Annotated in this window: 19 protein-coding genes and 1 pseudogene; 5 read left to right on the forward strand and 15 right to left on the reverse strand. The window is 70.5% G+C overall.

Annotated features, from left to right (window positions below; translation table 11 throughout):
• Both Q7T09_RS20215 and Q7T09_RS20220 read left to right on the forward strand, forming a co-directional pair.
• Nucleotides 1–163: NAD(P)(+) transhydrogenase (Re/Si-specific) subunit beta (locus Q7T09_RS20215; protein WP_304702073.1), on the forward strand; the 163-nt coding region annotated here is incomplete at its 5' end.
• A 309-nt stretch (nucleotides 164–472) separates the two neighbouring features.
• On the forward strand, nucleotides 473–1,207 hold the full coding sequence (locus tag Q7T09_RS20220) for a M23 family metallopeptidase (RefSeq protein WP_304702046.1): 735 nt from the start codon (nucleotides 473–475) through the stop codon (nucleotides 1,205–1,207).
• On the opposite strand, the gene Q7T09_RS20225 is transcribed toward Q7T09_RS20220, so the two are convergent.
• Nucleotides 1,204–1,605: a hypothetical protein gene (locus Q7T09_RS20225; RefSeq protein ID WP_304702048.1), complete on the reverse strand. Its 402-nt coding sequence runs from the start codon at nucleotides 1,603–1,605 to the stop codon at nucleotides 1,204–1,206. The two genes, Q7T09_RS20220 and Q7T09_RS20225, sit on opposite strands and share 4 nt — an antisense overlap.
• Before the next feature lie 116 nt (nucleotides 1,606–1,721).
• Here Q7T09_RS20225 and Q7T09_RS20230 point away from each other — a divergent pair, with 116 nt between their 5' ends.
• Nucleotides 1,722–2,225, forward strand: a complete 504-nt coding sequence (locus Q7T09_RS20230) for a hypothetical protein (RefSeq protein ID WP_304702050.1) — start codon at nucleotides 1,722–1,724, stop codon at nucleotides 2,223–2,225.
• Between the two features lie 48 nt (nucleotides 2,226–2,273).
• Nucleotides 2,274–3,137, forward strand: coding sequence for an alpha/beta fold hydrolase (locus Q7T09_RS20235; protein WP_304702052.1), 864 nt, complete (start codon nucleotides 2,274–2,276; stop codon nucleotides 3,135–3,137).
• Here the strand turns inward: Q7T09_RS20235 and tilS are convergent.
• The 12 genes from tilS to ruvC form a co-directional block, all read right to left on the reverse strand.
• Nucleotides 3,134–4,339, reverse strand: a complete 1,206-nt coding sequence (gene tilS / locus Q7T09_RS20240) for a tRNA lysidine(34) synthetase TilS (RefSeq protein ID WP_304702054.1) — start codon at nucleotides 4,337–4,339, stop codon at nucleotides 3,134–3,136. The two genes, Q7T09_RS20235 and tilS, sit on opposite strands and share 4 nt — an antisense overlap.
• Nucleotides 4,327–5,169 carry a tol-pal system protein YbgF gene (ybgF, locus tag Q7T09_RS20245; protein WP_304702055.1) on the reverse strand — a complete coding sequence of 281 codons (843 nt, stop codon included), beginning with the start codon at nucleotides 5,167–5,169 and terminating at the stop codon, nucleotides 4,327–4,329. The genes tilS and ybgF overlap by 13 nt, the downstream gene beginning before the upstream one ends.
• A 213-nt stretch (nucleotides 5,170–5,382) precedes the next feature.
• Nucleotides 5,383–5,919, reverse strand: a complete 537-nt coding sequence (pal, locus tag Q7T09_RS20250; protein ID WP_304702057.1) for a peptidoglycan-associated lipoprotein Pal — start codon at nucleotides 5,917–5,919, stop codon at nucleotides 5,383–5,385.
• Nucleotides 5,920–6,048: 129 nt separating this feature from the next.
• Nucleotides 6,049–7,344, reverse strand: coding sequence for a Tol-Pal system beta propeller repeat protein TolB (gene tolB, locus Q7T09_RS20255; protein ID WP_304702075.1), 1,296 nt, complete (start codon nucleotides 7,342–7,344; stop codon nucleotides 6,049–6,051).
• Nucleotides 7,345–7,367: 23 nt separating this feature from the next.
• The gene (locus Q7T09_RS20260) at nucleotides 7,368–8,192 is read right to left on the reverse strand and encodes an energy transducer TonB (protein WP_304702059.1); all 825 of its coding nucleotides are present in this window, start codon (nucleotides 8,190–8,192) and stop codon (nucleotides 7,368–7,370) included.
• A 7-nt stretch (nucleotides 8,193–8,199) separates the two neighbouring features.
• Entirely contained in the window at nucleotides 8,200–8,697 is a 498-nt protein-coding gene (locus Q7T09_RS20265; RefSeq protein ID WP_304702060.1) for an ExbD/TolR family protein, read from the reverse strand.
• A gap of 4 nt (nucleotides 8,698–8,701) precedes the next feature.
• The gene (gene tolQ, locus Q7T09_RS20270; protein WP_304702061.1) at nucleotides 8,702–9,412 is read right to left on the reverse strand and encodes a protein TolQ; all 711 of its coding nucleotides are present in this window, start codon (nucleotides 9,410–9,412) and stop codon (nucleotides 8,702–8,704) included.
• 75 nt (nucleotides 9,413–9,487) lie between these two features.
• Entirely contained in the window at nucleotides 9,488–9,925 is a 438-nt protein-coding gene (locus tag Q7T09_RS20275) for a YbgC/FadM family acyl-CoA thioesterase (protein ID WP_304702062.1), read from the reverse strand.
• Nucleotides 9,922–10,293, reverse strand: coding sequence for a hypothetical protein (locus tag Q7T09_RS20280; RefSeq protein WP_304702063.1), 372 nt, complete (start codon nucleotides 10,291–10,293; stop codon nucleotides 9,922–9,924). Before Q7T09_RS20280 ends, Q7T09_RS20275 begins: the two co-directional genes overlap by 4 nt.
• 57 nt (nucleotides 10,294–10,350) lie before the next feature.
• Nucleotides 10,351–11,388 (reverse strand): Holliday junction branch migration DNA helicase RuvB, encoded by a 1,038-nt coding sequence (ruvB, locus tag Q7T09_RS20285; RefSeq protein ID WP_304702064.1) that lies wholly within the window; start codon nucleotides 11,386–11,388, stop codon nucleotides 10,351–10,353.
• A complete protein-coding gene (ruvA, locus tag Q7T09_RS20290) occupies nucleotides 11,385–11,999 on the reverse strand; it encodes a Holliday junction branch migration protein RuvA (protein ID WP_304702065.1) in 615 nt (204 codons plus the stop codon). The genes ruvB and ruvA overlap by 4 nt, the downstream gene beginning before the upstream one ends.
• Nucleotides 11,996–12,496, reverse strand: coding sequence for a crossover junction endodeoxyribonuclease RuvC (gene ruvC, locus Q7T09_RS20295; RefSeq protein WP_304702066.1), 501 nt, complete (start codon nucleotides 12,494–12,496; stop codon nucleotides 11,996–11,998). The genes ruvA and ruvC overlap by 4 nt, the downstream gene beginning before the upstream one ends.
• A gap of 177 nt (nucleotides 12,497–12,673) precedes the next feature.
• Between ruvC and Q7T09_RS20300 the strand changes: the two genes are divergently transcribed.
• A complete protein-coding gene (locus Q7T09_RS20300) occupies nucleotides 12,674–13,519 on the forward strand; it encodes a hypothetical protein (protein ID WP_304702067.1) in 846 nt (281 codons plus the stop codon).
• Nucleotides 13,520–13,526: 7 nt separating this feature from the next.
• Here the strand turns inward: Q7T09_RS20300 and Q7T09_RS20305 are convergent, their stop codons facing one another.
• Nucleotides 13,527–14,159: an energy transducer TonB gene (locus Q7T09_RS20305; protein ID WP_304702069.1), complete on the reverse strand. Its 633-nt coding sequence runs from the start codon at nucleotides 14,157–14,159 to the stop codon at nucleotides 13,527–13,529.
• A gap of 52 nt (nucleotides 14,160–14,211) precedes the next feature.
• Nucleotides 14,212–14,459 (reverse strand): annotated as a pseudogene (locus tag Q7T09_RS20310) (type I pantothenate kinase); the annotation flags it as partial.

Consider the following 14,459-nt stretch of genomic DNA (forward strand, 5'->3'; position numbering starts at 1 on the left):
GCCGATCCTGGACGTCGAAAAGGCCCGCACCGTGCTGTTCGTGAAGCGCGGCATGAGCTCCGGCTATGCCGGGGTCGAGAACGAACTCTTCTTCCGCGACAACACCATGATGCTGTTCGGGGACGCCAAGAAGATGGTCGAGGGAATCCTCAAGGCGCTCTGACGCCTGAGGCCGCCGCCGGAGTCACGCCAAGACCCGGCGGCGTCCTGCCTGCCATTTTGTCGCAGGCCTGTAAGAACACCGTTTACCAGTCGACTCTATGGTGGCGCTCCGTTCGACGCCGCGACAATAGGTCAAAGGTATTCCATTAACCCTGCCGTCTTTTGGTCCCAAAGACCCGGCATCTAGCCTGCGCACATCCGTGGGAAATCGTCGACGCTGTCCGCATAACCTCTAGCGGACGAATTTAAAGCTCGACTTTACTGGAAGAGGTTCCGTTTGAGTTCGAAGTCTTCGTCGGCGACCGATCGCGTGCGCCATTTCGGCCTGGAGACCGCCGCCGCGGTGGTGCTGGGCCTGGCCGCGGTCACCGTCGCCTACGCCGCCCTGCCCGACGTCAAGCAGAAGCCCGTGGCCGCGGCGCCGGCGGCCCCCGCCGCGCCCGTCGCCGAGCCCGCGCCGCCGCCGCCGGTGTTCGAGTGCGGCAACCCGGCGCCCGGACAACTGATCAACTCCCCCTTCGGCCTGCGCCGCCTGCCCTGGGAAGACCATGGCCGCCTGCACGAGGGCGTCGACATCGCCGGTCCCACCGGGACGAAGGTCGTGGCCGTGGCCGACGGCGTCGTGGTCCGCGCCGGCGAGAGCCCCTCCTACGGCCGCTATGTCGAGATCGAGCACGGGGTCGGCCTCACCAGCTTCTACGCCCACCTGGGCAAGATCGAGCGCGGGACGCGGAAGGGCGCCTATGTCGAGGCCGGCAAGCCCATCGGCCGGATGGGCTCCAGCGGGACCTCGACGGGGCCGCACGTCCACTTCGAGATCCGCCAGGACGACAAGCCGCTCAATCCCCTGGTGTTCATAAACCGCGAGTTCGCCACCGCCGAGGACCTGCCGATCAAGCTGGGCTCCTATGTCTCCCCCCGGGTCCGCATCGCCTATGTCTCGGAGATTCCGGAGAGCAAGAAGGCGCTGATGGAGGCCAAGGCCGCCAAGGGCAAGAAGGGCAAGGGCGGCCGGGTCAAGCAGCGCCTGAACCTCAACGGCTAGGTCCGAGGCCTTCCCGAGGCCCGGTCGGCCGCGATAGCCGCCACCAGCACGACGATCAACAGGCCGATCCGGGTCCACAGCGGATAGGCGGTGGTGGCCATCGTCCAGGCGGCGAAGGCCAGGAACAGGCCGCTGACGATGCGGCCGGCCAGGGCCCGGCGTCCGGCGATCAGGTTGGCGCTCCAGGCGGCCGCCAGCGCCCCCAGCAGCCAGGCCAGGATCGTGCCCACCAGGGCGCCCATCGGCAGGACGGCGGTGGCCGCGCGGAGGTTGGCGGGGTCGGTGAGGTTCACCCCCTCCGGTGGCGGGAAGATCATGTTGGCCGCCCCGTCCACGACGCCGAGCACCATGAGCCCGATCAGGGGTCCGAGAATCACCGCCAGAATCAGCCGCAGCATGATCGAATCCCTCTCCGCGCGACCGCGAACCTAACCCCAGTAAGGCTTTCGCGCACGGCCTTGTGCATGGCCAAGCTTGTGCCCATCCTCGTGTCACAAAAACGAGGAAACGACCCATGCGTTCAGGCTTTAGCGGGCTTGCGCTCGCGTCCGTCCTTCTACTGAGCACCTCTCTCGCCGCCTGCGGGAAGAGCGAGCCCGCGGCTCCGGCGGGACCTCCGGCCCTGTCGCTCTCCATGGCGGAGGGCGCCCACGGCGTCCTTCCGGCCCAGAGCGTCGAGATCAAGACCAAGGGCTCGGTCGCCAAGGTGGCCATGACCCCCAACTGGCGGGTCGGCGGCCAGCAGCTCAACATCATGTGGTATGCTGGCGCGAGCCAGACCAAGCGCTTTTTCGTGGTCACCGAGACCGGGACCGCGGCCGATCAGCCGAGCTTCCTGGCCAATCCGGAGACCGGGGTGCGCAACGTCCGGGTCAGCTTCGACGGCGGCGCGCCGGTGGCCTTCAAGCCCACCACCGCGCGGGCGCCCTTCGACGTGCCGGCCGGCGCCAAGGCGGTGACCCGGTTGGAGATCGACTACGGGGCTTCCGAGGCGCCCCAGACGGTCGTCTGGAAATAGCCGCAAACCGGCCTTGCGCCTGACCGGGCGGGACTCCTAAGTCTCGCCATGGCCAAGGCCGGATTCCATCCCACGCGCGGAACGCTCGTCGACATCGGCGGGCGGCGGCTGCGCGTGGTCCGGGCCGGCGAGGCCTGCGCCCAACCCCTGATCGTGCTGGAGTGCGGCGCCTTCGGCTGCGCCGCCGACTGGGCCGTGGTGCAGCAGCGCCTGGCGGAGAAGGGCCTGCGCAGCCTGGCCTATGACCGGGCGGGCCTGGGCTATTCCGATCCCGGCCCCCGGCCCCGCGACGGGCGGGCCATCGTCGCCGACCTGGAGGCCCTGCTGGCCCATCTGGGGGAGACCGGGCCGCTGATCCTGGTGGGTCATTCCATGGGCGGGCTGCTGCTGCGGGTCTTCGTCGGGCGCAATCGCGAGCGGGTGACCGGCGTCGTGCTGGTGGACGCCGTCACCCCCGAGACGATCGAGAGCCCGGTCGCCGCGCGCGCCATCCACGGCTTCCGGCGGGCCATGAAGCTGGTGGGCCGCTGGTCCGGGATCGGCTTCATGAAGCCCTTCGCCCTGGTGGTCGGCGACAAGATCGGCCTGGAGGGCGAGGCGTCGACCGAGAAGCGGCGCATCTACGGCCTGGCCAGCCACGCGCACTGGTCGGCGGAGGAGGTGGCCCACTGGGCGGCCACCTCGGCCCAGGGGCGCGAGATCGGCCACTATGATCCCAGCCTGCCGGTGGCGGTGGTGAACGCCGGGGGCACGCGGCTGCCGGCCCGGTTGAAGGCCATCCAGGCCGCGCCCGCCCACGCCTCGGCGCGGGGCTATGTGGTCGACATCGCCGGCGCCAACCACTCCACCCTGCTGGGCAAGCGCTTCGCCGACCCGATCATCGTCGGGATCGAACACGTGATGGCCCGCTAGGCCGGTTCCCGATCGACGACCCCACAGGCCGCGCGCAGCCGATCCAGGGCGAGGGGATGCGCAGACACGCCGGGGATCGCCGTCAGCATCGGCGAGCCCTCGCCCGTGACGAACGGCAAGGTCCCGCGCGCACCGGCCGGCAGACGCTGGAGCGTCGCGCGCTGCGAGGCTGGGAGCCCGGCCGCTTGACCGGCCAGGGCTTGGATCGTCACGGACCGTTCGGTGGTGATCTCGAAGCGGCCATCCCAGACGCCGGTCGCTCCGGCGCCCAGGGTCACGGGCGCCGGCCCCTGCCGGCCCGCATCGCGCAGGAAGCGCACCTGGTCCCCGTCCGCCTCGACCCGCGCCCCGGCCAGGGTGGCGGTGAAGTCGCCGCTCAGCGACGGCGCCAGACGCGCCAGGCGGTCGCGACGCGGCGGGCGGGCGGTTCCCGCGGCGCAGAGGCAGGCGATGGCGAGGAATGCCCTTGGGGCCCCCAGGAGGGCCGCGCGGGGCAGGGCGAGGCCACCGGCCAGATCGATGGCGGCGCGGGCGAGGTCGGCGAGGTCCTGGACGGGGGTGACATCATCGGTCTCGGCGCCGGTCAGGCCCGCCCGGGCGCGGGCGCGGGCGAAGCGCACATCCTCATTGGCCGGGTCCTCGATCCAGGTCTCGCCGCGCTCGGTGAGCCAGGCGCGGATGTCGGCGCGGGTCTGGGTCAGGAGGGGCCGCAGCAGGAAGACGGCCCGCCCCTCGGGCCAGACCGGCGAGGGCGACCATTCGCGCGGACTGGGGGTCGTGGCCCCGGCCTCCCGCATGGCGGCGGCCTCCAGGCGGTCGCTGGCGGTGTGGCCCATCAGGACCACCTTGGCGCCGGCTTCACGGGCGGCGTCGGCGATCAGGCGGTGGCGGACGCTCCGCGCCGCGGCGGGCAGGCCGGTCGCGGGCTTCTCGCCCTCCCAGGCCAGCGCCCGAAAGCCCGAGCCAAGGCGGCGGGCGGTAGCCGCGCAGGCTTGCGTCCAGGCGCGGCTCTCCGCGCGCAGGCGATGATCGACCGTGAGGATCAGCAGGGACCGGCCATGGTCACGCGCCCAGTCGGCGGCGATCAAGGCCAGGGCCAGGGAGTCCCCGCCGCCGGACAGGGCCACGGCGATCGGCGTGCGCGAGGCGCTCTGCAGGCGGCGGTCGAGGACCTCTCGGACGCTCGCGGCTAGGCCGCGCACTTGGCCTGGGTCCGCGCCGCGGCGGCGCGGCCCTTCACGGCGGCGGCGGCCTTGGGATAGCGGCGGTCGAACTCGCCGAGAATCTGGCAGGCGTCGGCGGGCTTCTTCAGGGCCACCAGGGCGCGGGCCAACTCCACCGTGGCGTCGGGCGCCCAGCTGGTGGCGGGCCAGCCGCGGATGGCGCCGATATAGGCCTGGGCGGCGTCGGCGTGGGCGGCGCGGGCCGACAGGGTCTTGCCCAGCCAGTAGCGGGCCTCCGGCGCCTTGGCGCTGTCGTCATAGCGGTCGACATAGTCGCGGAAGGCGCCCTCGGCCCCGGTATAGTCGCCGCTGAGCATCAGCTGGCGGGCCGCGGTGAAGGCCTCCGACGAGGTCGGGGCTGGTCCGGCCGCCACGGCCCCGCCGCCGGCGAGGTCGGGGGCGGGACCCTCGGCGACGGGCGCGGCCTGGCGCTGCTCGACCCCGCCAAGGCGGTCGGTGAGCGCCTTGTTGTCGCGCTTCAGGGCCTCGGTGTCGCGCTTGGCCTGTTCAAGGTCGTGGCTGGTGGTCTCCAGCTGGCCGTTCACCCGGGTCAGGGCCTGTTCCAGGTCGGCGATGCGGCGGGTCAGCTCCTGGAGCTGGTAGTCGGTCTCCGCCGGCTGGACCACCACCGGCTTTCCGGAATCGCGGCCCTGGAAGACGATGGACCGCAGTTCGCGCATCACCTGCTCCATGCGGTCCAGCCGCCGGGCGTCGCGGGCGTCCAGCGGATCGATGGGCGTCTGGGCGAAGGCGGGTGTCGCCAGGGTCAGGACGGCGGCAGAGGCGAGGGCGAGGCGGCGAAGGGTCATGCGGTCATCATCTTCAGGTCGGGTGGGCCAAATTGGGGCCCGTCCATGGGATTAGTCCAGAACGCAAAGAGGGGCCCCGCATTGGGGGCCCCTCTCGCACTCTCCTCGAACTGGTACTGCGCTGAAAAGCCACTCCGGTCGGAGCGGTTTCCAGCCGTCTTGCCTGTCGCGCTTTCGAACGGCGAACCGGTATCCACTTCGCCTGAAAGCGTTTTAGCGCGCGCCGCCGGTGATGGCCGTGTGGCCGTTCCGGTTGCGCTGGTAGGCCTCTTCGCTGGTGCCCGGATCGATCGGGCGTTCCTTGCCGAAGGACACGGTGGAAATCCGCGCCGGCGAGACGCCGCGGCTCACCAGATATTCCCGCACCGAGTTGGCGCGGCGGGCGCCGAGCGCCAGATTGTATTCGCGGGTGCCGCGTTCGTCGGCGTTGCCTTCGATACGGACCGCGACGCTGGGATAGCGCACCAGCCACTGGGCCTGGGCGTCCAGCACGGGGCTGGCGTCGGAGCGGATGTCGTAGCGGTCGAAGTCGAAATAGACCCGGTCGCCGATATTGATCACGAAGTCCTGGATCGAGCCCGGGACCACATTGCCCGTGCTCGGGCCGGGGCCCGGCTGCGAGGGATAGCCGGGACCGGGACCAGGGCCGACGCCCGGGCCGGGCTTGGGACGGCTGGCGCAGGCGGCCATGGACAGAGCCGCGGTGGTCACAAGCGCCAGTCGAAGGGCGTGCTTGGTGCTGAAGCTCATGTCGGGCTTCTCCTTAAGCTGGGTTTCGCCGGCGCCAACCGCGCCATTTCCTAAACTCTACCTGCATTTCCATCTGCCGGACATTTCAAATGACCGCCACTATGGAAAGGTTACACCTGAATTCTCTCATCAGTTGAGCAATGGAGACCAGGCTGGGTCTGAGCCGGAGCCCGGATAGGGCGCCGCGCGCAGGATTCGACCTGTTACATCCACCGTCCACAAACGAGGCGGCCCGCCCTGCGTTTCACGGCTGAACATCAGCACCCGCCCGTTCGGCGCCCAGGTGGGGCTCTCATCGAGGTAGCTGGTGGTCAAAAGCCGCTCATCCGATCCGTCGGGCCGCATGACCCCGATGTGGAACTCCCCGCCCGTCTGCTTGGTGAAGGCGATGAAGTCCCCCACCGGGCTCCAGACCGGGGTGGTATAGCGCCCCGATCCGTAAGAAATGCGACGGACGCCCGAGCCGTCGGAATTCATGATGTAGAGCTGGGGCGAGCCGCCGCGATCGGAGTTGAAGACGATCTTGGTCCCGTCCGGCGAGAAGGAGGCCGAGGTGTCGATCCCGGGGTCGGAGGTCAGGCGCGCCGAGGTGCGGCTCTTGAGGTTCATCACATAGATGTCGCTGTTGCCACCGCGCTCGACGGAGAAGGCCACGCGGCCGCCGTCGGGCGAGAAGCGCGGCGCATAGACCATGCCGGGGAACTTGCCGATGCTCTCGCGCCGCGCGGTCTCCAGGTTGAACAGGTAGATGGCCGAGCCCTCCGGCCGCAGGGTCATGTAGGTGATCTCCTGGCTGGTGGCGGAGAACCTGGGCGACATGACGATGTAGGAGCCGTCGGTCAGGTAGCTGGGATTGGCCCCGTCCTGATCCATGATGGCCAGGGTCTTGGTGCGGTTCAGGCGTCCGCCGGTCTCCGAGACGAAGACGATGCGGGTGTCGAAATAGCCCTTCTCCCCGGTCAGGCGCTCATAGACGGCGTCGGAGATCTTGTGGGCCACGCGGCGCCAGTTCTCCGGGGTGGAGGTGAACTGCAGGCCCAGCAGCTGCTGTTCCGAATAGACGTCCCACAGGCGGAAATCGACCCGCAGGCGACCGCCCTCGACGGTGACCTGGCCGTTGACCAGGGCCTGGGCGTTGATCGCCTTCCAGTCGGGGAAGCGCGGCTGCACGGCCACGTCCAGGCCCTTCTCGATGAAGGCGGCGGGGTTGATGGGGGCGAACAGGCCCGAGCGTTCCAGGTTGCCGGTGATGACCTGGGAGATGTCGGCGCCGCGGGTCCCGCCGAAGGCCGGCACGGCGATGGGCAGGGGCTGGACGTCGCCCTTGTTCACGTCGATCTCGATCTGGGCCCGGGCCGGGGTGGCCAGGGACGCGGAGGCGAGCAGCAGGCTGGCGATCGCCAGGCAGAGGGCCTTCAGTCGCATGGGACGGGTCTCCTTGGGGGCGCTCATCGGCAGGCTTCCTGGGCGTTGAAGGTGGGGGCCCAGGCCTGGCCATAGACCTCCCGGGGCAGGGATTTCTCGGCGGCGGCCTGGCGCACGGCGCGGATGGCGCGCTCGGCGGCGGCCCGGACCACGGGGTTGGACGAATTCTCCTGGCCGCCGGCCTCGACCGGGCCGACCACCTGGCCGCCGGCCGACAGGGTGAAGGTCACCCGAACGCGGACGTCGCGGCCGCCCTCGACCTCGCAATTGGGGTTCCAGCGGCGCTGCAGCTCCGAGACCAGGCCGGCCAGCGCGCTGGCTGAGACCCCCTTGCCGGCGCCGGCCGAGGGGCGGGCTTCCCGCGCGGTCTCCTGGCGGGACGCACCCTGGGCGGCGGAGGAGGCCTTGCCGCCGGAGGGCCGGCTCTTGGCGATGCTGGCCGACAGGGCGTCGAGATCCAGCGCCTTCTGCGGCTTGGCGGGCGCCGGCTTCTGCTGGCCCTTGGCGGCCGGATCGACGGTGGGCTTGGCCGCGGCGGGCGCCTTGGCCGGCGTCGGGGCGGGCTGGGGCGCGGGGGGAACCGGCTCGGGCGCCGGGGCCTCGAGCGCGGGCTCGGGCGGGGCGTCGGGGACGGGCGTCTCGGTGGCGGCCGCCTGCTCCTGGGCGGCCTGGGCGGCGGCGCGCAGGTCGGTATAGGTGGCGTTGGAGATGATGTTGACGGGCACGGTTGTCCCGGCCGGAAGCTGCTTCTGCCACGGCCAGGAGATCAGGGCGGCCACCAGCACCCCACCGTGGATCAGCAGGGAGGCGAGCATGGCCGCGGAGAAATCCGACCGGGTGCGTGTCATGCCGGCCTCAGGTCCCCGGGGCGTCCGGGGCGGGAGTCCCGCCGGAAGAGGGGCCGCCGGTGTCGGTGATCAGGTTGATCGACTTGAAGCCGGAGGTCGACAGGGCGGCCATCACCTGGGCCACCACCGCATAGGAGGCCCGGCCGTCGGCCCGCACATAGATCGGCTTGGCGGTGACGTCGCCGGCCATGGCCCGCAGGCGCGGGGCGAGCCCGGCGAAGGGCACGGGGTCCTCCTGCACGAACAGCGAGCCGTCGGCGCGGATGGAGACGGTGAGCGGCTCGGACTGGTCCTCCATGGCGCCGGCCTCGGTCTTGGGCAGCTCCACGGGGACGCCCACGGTCAGCAGGGGGGCGGAGATCATGAAGACGATCAGCAGCACCAGCATCACGTCCACCAGGGGCGTGACGTTGATCTCCGACAGGGCGCCGCGGCGTCCGCCGCCGCGCCGTCTGCGCCGGCCCCCGCCGCCGGCGGCGAAGGCGTCGTGACTGGAGAGCGCCATGACCCTAGCTCCGGTCGGCCAGCCGCCGCTGGATGGCGGTGGACAGGTCGTCGGCGAAGCCCTCCAGGCGGGCGGTGTAGCGCGAGGCGTCGGTGGAGAACTTGTTGTAGGCGATATAGGCGGGAATCGCGCTGATCAGGCCGATGGCGGTGGCGAACAGAGCCTCGGCGATGGAGGGCGCGACCACCGCCAGGTTGGTGTTCTTCTGGATCGCGATCTCCTGGAAGGCGTGCATGATCCCCCAGACGGTGCCGAACAGGCCGATGAAGGGCGAGGCGGTGGCGACGATGGCCAGCGAGCCGAGGCCGTCCTCCACCCGCTGGGCCTCGCGGGCGATGGTGGTGTCCAGCACCCGGTCGATGCGCTGGATCAGGAAGGCGGCCTGGGTGTCGGTGGCCAGGCCCTTGGCCCGGGCGTCACGCCATTCGCGCAGGGCGCCCTGCAGCATGCGGGGCAGGGCGTGCTTGGGCCGCTCCCCGGCTTCCTGGGCGATGTCCTCCAGGCTGCGGCCCGAGGAGACTTGGTTCTCGAAGCGGTCGGCCTGGCCGTTCAGCGCCGAGAAACGGAACAGCTTGTCGATGATCACCGTCCAGGACCAGAGCGAGGACAGCGCCAAGCCGGCCATCACCGACTTCACGACCCAGTCGGCGCGCAGGAAGAGGGCGATGAAGGAGAAGGTCTCGGGCGTGATCGCGGCGGGGACTGCGGGGTCCATGCGGCCTGGGCTCCGTGGTTTGCGTCCGGCCAGGATTGGCATGGAACGGCGCGGTGTCGAACTTAAGGCTAAGCCCTAGCAAAATAGAGGCCGAAGCGTCGCTATGAGTTCCTTGGGCGGCTTTCTGGGCCGTCCTGTGAGATCGATACAGGCGGCCTCGACCACCGCCTGGGCAATCACCTGCTCGCCCCGGGTGATCTTCTGGTTGATGAACAGGCGCGGGCCCGCCATCCGGTCATAGGTGGTGCGCACCAGCAGGGCGTCGTCGATGCGGGCCGGGGCCTTGAAGTCCAGCTCCAGCCGCACGACGGTGAAGGCGGCGGGGTCCGGGCGCTCCAGCAGCTGCGCATGGCCGATGCCCGCCACCCGCAGGAAATCGCTGCGGCCGCGCTCGAAGAAACGGACGTACTGCCCGTGATAGACGACGCCGGTGAAGTCGGTGTCCTCGTAATAGATGCGCACCGGAAGCTGGTGCTCCCGGCCGACGATCTCGCCGGCATAGGGTTCGGTCATCGGGGACGGTCCTGCAGCATGGCCGAGGTAAGGATGGCGCCGACCCCGAACAGGAGCCAGGCCGCGCCGCCCACCAGGCGAGCGGGATTGGCGGCGTAGAGCTCCGGCGACCAGACCATGGCGAGCGCATCCAGCAGGACGCCGACCGTGCAGAGGATGGCGGCGGTGGGCAGGCGCGGCGCGGGGCCGCCGGAGGTGACCCTGTGGACCACATTCACCAGGACCGGCGACATCAGGGCGGTGATCGCGAACAGGGCCAGGGTGACCGGGCCGCCGCTGAACAGGCCAAAGGGCAGGGTCAGCCGGATGAAGGCCGCGGCGACGAACCAGAGCACGGCGCCCAGCAGGATCAGGGAAAGGGTTCGCATCGCCCCCTTATGCCCGGCTGGGGCCGACGGGGTCGAGGACCATATGAGCGGCGCCTTTTAGGATTCGTCCTCGAACAGGCCGGCCTGGCCGCCGGCCTGGATCTGCGGCGGCGGGGTGAGGCCGATATGGGCGTAGGCCTTGGCGCAGATCATGCGGCCGCGCGGGGTGCGCTGGATGAAGCCCTGCTGCAGCAGGTAGGGCTCGATGACGTCCTCCACCGCGTCGCGGGCCTCGGCGATGGCGTAGGCCAGGGTCTCCACCCCGGCCGGCCCGCCGCCATAGTTCTCGATCAGGGCCCGCAGGTAGCGGCGGTCCAGGGCGTCGAGGCCGGCCTCGTCGACGTCGAGGCGGGCGAGCGCCTTGGCGGCGACCTTGCGGTCGATGAGGGTCGCGCCGTCGGCGGCGGCGAAGTCGCGAACCCGGCGCAGCAGGCGACCGGCCACCCGCGGCGTGCCCCGGGCCCGGGCGGCGATCTCCAGGGCGCCGTCGGGCGACAGCTCCAGGTTCATCTTGCGAGCCGCCTGGGTCAGCACCTTCTGCAGCTCGGCGTGAGTGTAGAACTCCAGGCGCAGGGGGATGCCGAAACGGTCGCGCAGGGGGGTGGCCAGCAGGCCGGCCCGGGTGGTGGCGGCCACCAGGGTGAAGGGGGCGAGATCGATGCGGATCGAGCGGGCCGAGGGGCCGTCGCCGATGATTAGGTCCAGGACATGGTCCTCCATGGCCGGATAGAGGATCTCCTCCACATTGGCCGGCAGGCGGTGGATCTCGTCGATGAACAGGACGTCGCGGGGCTCGAGATTGGTGAGGATGGCGGCCAGGTCCCCGGCCTTGGCCAGGACGGGACCACTGGTGGCGCGGAAATTGACGCCCAGCTCGCGGGCGACGATCTGGGCCAGCGTGGTCTTACCCAGGCCCGGCGGGCCAAACAGCAGGACGTGGTCCAGGGCCTCCTCGCGGGCCTTGGCCGCCTCGATGAAGACCGAGAGATTGCCCTTGGCCTGCTCCTGGCCGACGAACTCCGACAGCGTCTGGGGCCGCAGGGCCTTGTCATGGCTCTCAAGGGGGGCTTCCTCGCCCGAGACCAGGCGGGTCAACGCCCCAACTCCTGCAGACCGGCCTTGATCAGGGCCTGGACCGTGGCCTCGTCGCCCAGGCGCAGGGCGGCCTGTTCGACGACACGCCGCGCGTTCACCTCGGCGATGCCGAGGCCCATCAGGGCCGAGACCGCCTCGCCGGCGGCCGAGGGCGGCGGCGGGGTGGGCGCCGCGGCGGTGGCGTGGAAGGCGGCCACCGGGCCGTCGGTGAGCGGCTTGTCCTTCAGCTCGGTGACGATGCGCAGGGCGAGCTTGGGGCCGACCCCGTTGGCGCGGGCCACGGCGGCCTTGTCCTCGCGGGCGGCGGCCTGGGCCAGTTCGGCCGGCGACAGGATGTCCAGCACGCCCAGGGCCGCCTTGGGGCCGACCCCCTGGATCGATTGGAGGACGACGAAGGCGCGGCGCTCGTCGCGGCCGAGGAAGCCGTAGAGCCGCATGCCCGTGGCCTCCGACCACTGGGTCTCGACGTGCAGCACCGCCTCTTCGCCCAGCGCCGGCAGGTGGCCAAGCGTGCGCGATCCGCAGCGGACCACATAGCCGACCCCGGCCACGTCGATCAGGGCGTCCTCCTCGCCGACCTCGGCCACCAGGCCCCGCAGCCGCCCGATCATGCCGCGACCCCCAGCCTGCGGACCTTGCGGGCGTGGGCGTGGGCGATGGCGACGGCGAGCGCGTCGGCGGCGTCGGCGGTGGTGGGGCCGGCCTTGGGCAGCAGGCGGGCGATCATGAAGGCGACCTGGGTCTTGTCGGCCGCCCCGGTGCCCACCACGGCCTTCTTGACCACGGTGGCGGCGTACTCGGCGACGGCCAAGCCGGCGCGGGCCGGGACCACCAGGGCCATGGCCCGGGCATGGCCGAGCTTCAGGGCCGAGGCGGCGTTGTTGTTCATGAAGGTCTCCTCCACCGCCGCCTCGTGCGGGCTGTGCAGGGCGACGACCTCGCTGATGCCCTCGAACAGGGCCAGCAGGCGTTCGGAGAAGGCCAGGCTGTCCTTCGGCGCGATGACCCCGTGGGCCACGTGGGTCAGTCGCGCGCCCTCGATCTCGATCACGCCCCACCCGGTGCGGCGCAGGCCGGGATCGAGGCCGAGGATGCGGATGGTGGTCATGCGGGACTCAGGCGTTCGGGATATGTTCCGGTGATACAGCGGCGATCAGGGTTAAGGAAGGGTGTTCTGGCGCCGCGCCGAGCGCCTCGATGACCGCACCCGGTCGGCGCCGGCCGGGTCGCGTAATCTTCCATTATCCCTCCTCAAGGTAGAGCTGGCGGCGCGAGGGGGACGAACATGCGCTGGTTGACGAGCCTGGTGGCGGTCTTGAGCTTGGGCCTGGCGTCCTGCGCCTCCCACCAGACCATGCTGGAGGTGCAGCGCCCGCCGCTGCGCAACGCCATCGCTTTCGCTGTGCCCCCGGGCCATCCCTTCTACCAGACCGTCGTGGTGGACTACGTCTCGGGGATGAGCCAGCACTCCTTCCTGTTCTCCGAGGCCAACCAGGCCCAGTTCCGGCCGCAGCTCACCCTGCTGCTGGAGAAATCGGGCATGCTGGCGCCCACCCCCATCGCCGCCCGCTACGGCCTGCAGATCGAGTTCGTCGACCTGGACGGCTCGGCCTTCGGCGCCACCTTCGAGAGCCGCAGCCGGGCCATCTACCGCATCGTCGAGCGGCGCACGGGCCGGGTGGCCTTCCAGAAGACGGTGGACGCCGGCTTCAGCGCCCACTTCGTCGGGCTGAACGAGCGCGACGCCGTGGCCCTGGTGAGCCTCGGCTGGCTGGGCAATCCCTTCGACGTGCTCAAACTGTCCAACTACATCGCCCCGGGAACCTGGGAGGGCGACGGCGTGGAGCGCCGGGCCCTGGCCCGCGAGGGCGACCTGGCGGTGAGCGGCTATGGCGACCGCGACGGCTTCCGGCGCGGCCAGCAGGCCGACTATCAGATGATGAAGCAGAGCGTGGCCAGGTTCGTCCTGGCGCTCAGCGAGGACCAGCACATCCCGATCCGGGTGATCCTGCCCTGCCTCTACAACGCCGACATCGAGGCCCAGAAGGCCGAACTGGAGGCCCGCCACATCCGCTGGGTGGAGGACGACTGTCGCGCCTATCCGCAGAAGGCCCGGCCGATCGTCTACTGAGCGGAGCCTACTTCGGGATCTTCGACAGACAGCTGGCGAGATCGTAGCCGGACTTGGGCTTCAGGGTGCCGGCGGCGGCCGCCTCGCGGGCCTGGGTCATGGCGGCTTCCACGCGAGACGGCGAGTCGTACAACGTCGCCGCGACGCTGAGCATACGGCCGAACCAGTACATCGCGCCGCGCCAAGCCTGCAGGTCCTCGGCGTTGCCCTCGGCGCGGTTGGCCAGCTGGCCGTAGCAGGCCGCAACCGTTTCGACTTCTGGATAACCGATTAGGCGGGAGTACGGCAGACGATACCGGATGGGAATCCGAATGGTTCCGCCTTCAACCGGGGCGCCATCCTTCGTCACTGGTGTCATGCGGAACAGGGGCGCCAACTTCAGCGTCGCATCGCCAAACCCCGCGCCCGCCGGATACTGGCGCGTGACAGCACAGTTGGTAAGGCGACCGTCGGCCGCCACCTGGCATGCCATGGTGGCCACGCCTTCAACATTGGTTCGCTGCGCATTGGCCGGGTAGTAGCGCGCGATATCCTCGCCTGTCGGGGTATCGATCCAAATTGGTCCTTCAAGCTCCTTTGGCGACGCCTTGGTGGCGACTTCCGCCGCAAGGGCCGCCAACGCGGCGAGGATCAAAAACATCTACAAGCTCCACCTTGGATCGGGCGATCCTGCACGCTCAGGTGGTCTCGCGCTAGCCCCGCGCTTCCACGCCCACGATCTCGTGGTCGGGACCCTTGCGCACCACCAGGTCGGCGAGGGCGAGGGCGCGGGCGGGGGCGATGTGGTCGCGCAGGTTCTTCAGGTTGACCTTCTCCCAGACCATCCTGGCCAGGCCCTCCGCCTCGGGTCGGCTCATGCCGCGGAAGCGGGCGTAGAAGGAGGCGGGGTCGTGCTCGGCGGCCTCCCACAGGCCCATGAAGCGGACGGTGAACCAGGTCT

Source organism: Phenylobacterium sp., assembly GCF_030645195.1.
Classification (GTDB): Bacteria; Pseudomonadota; Alphaproteobacteria; order Caulobacterales; family Caulobacteraceae; genus Phenylobacterium.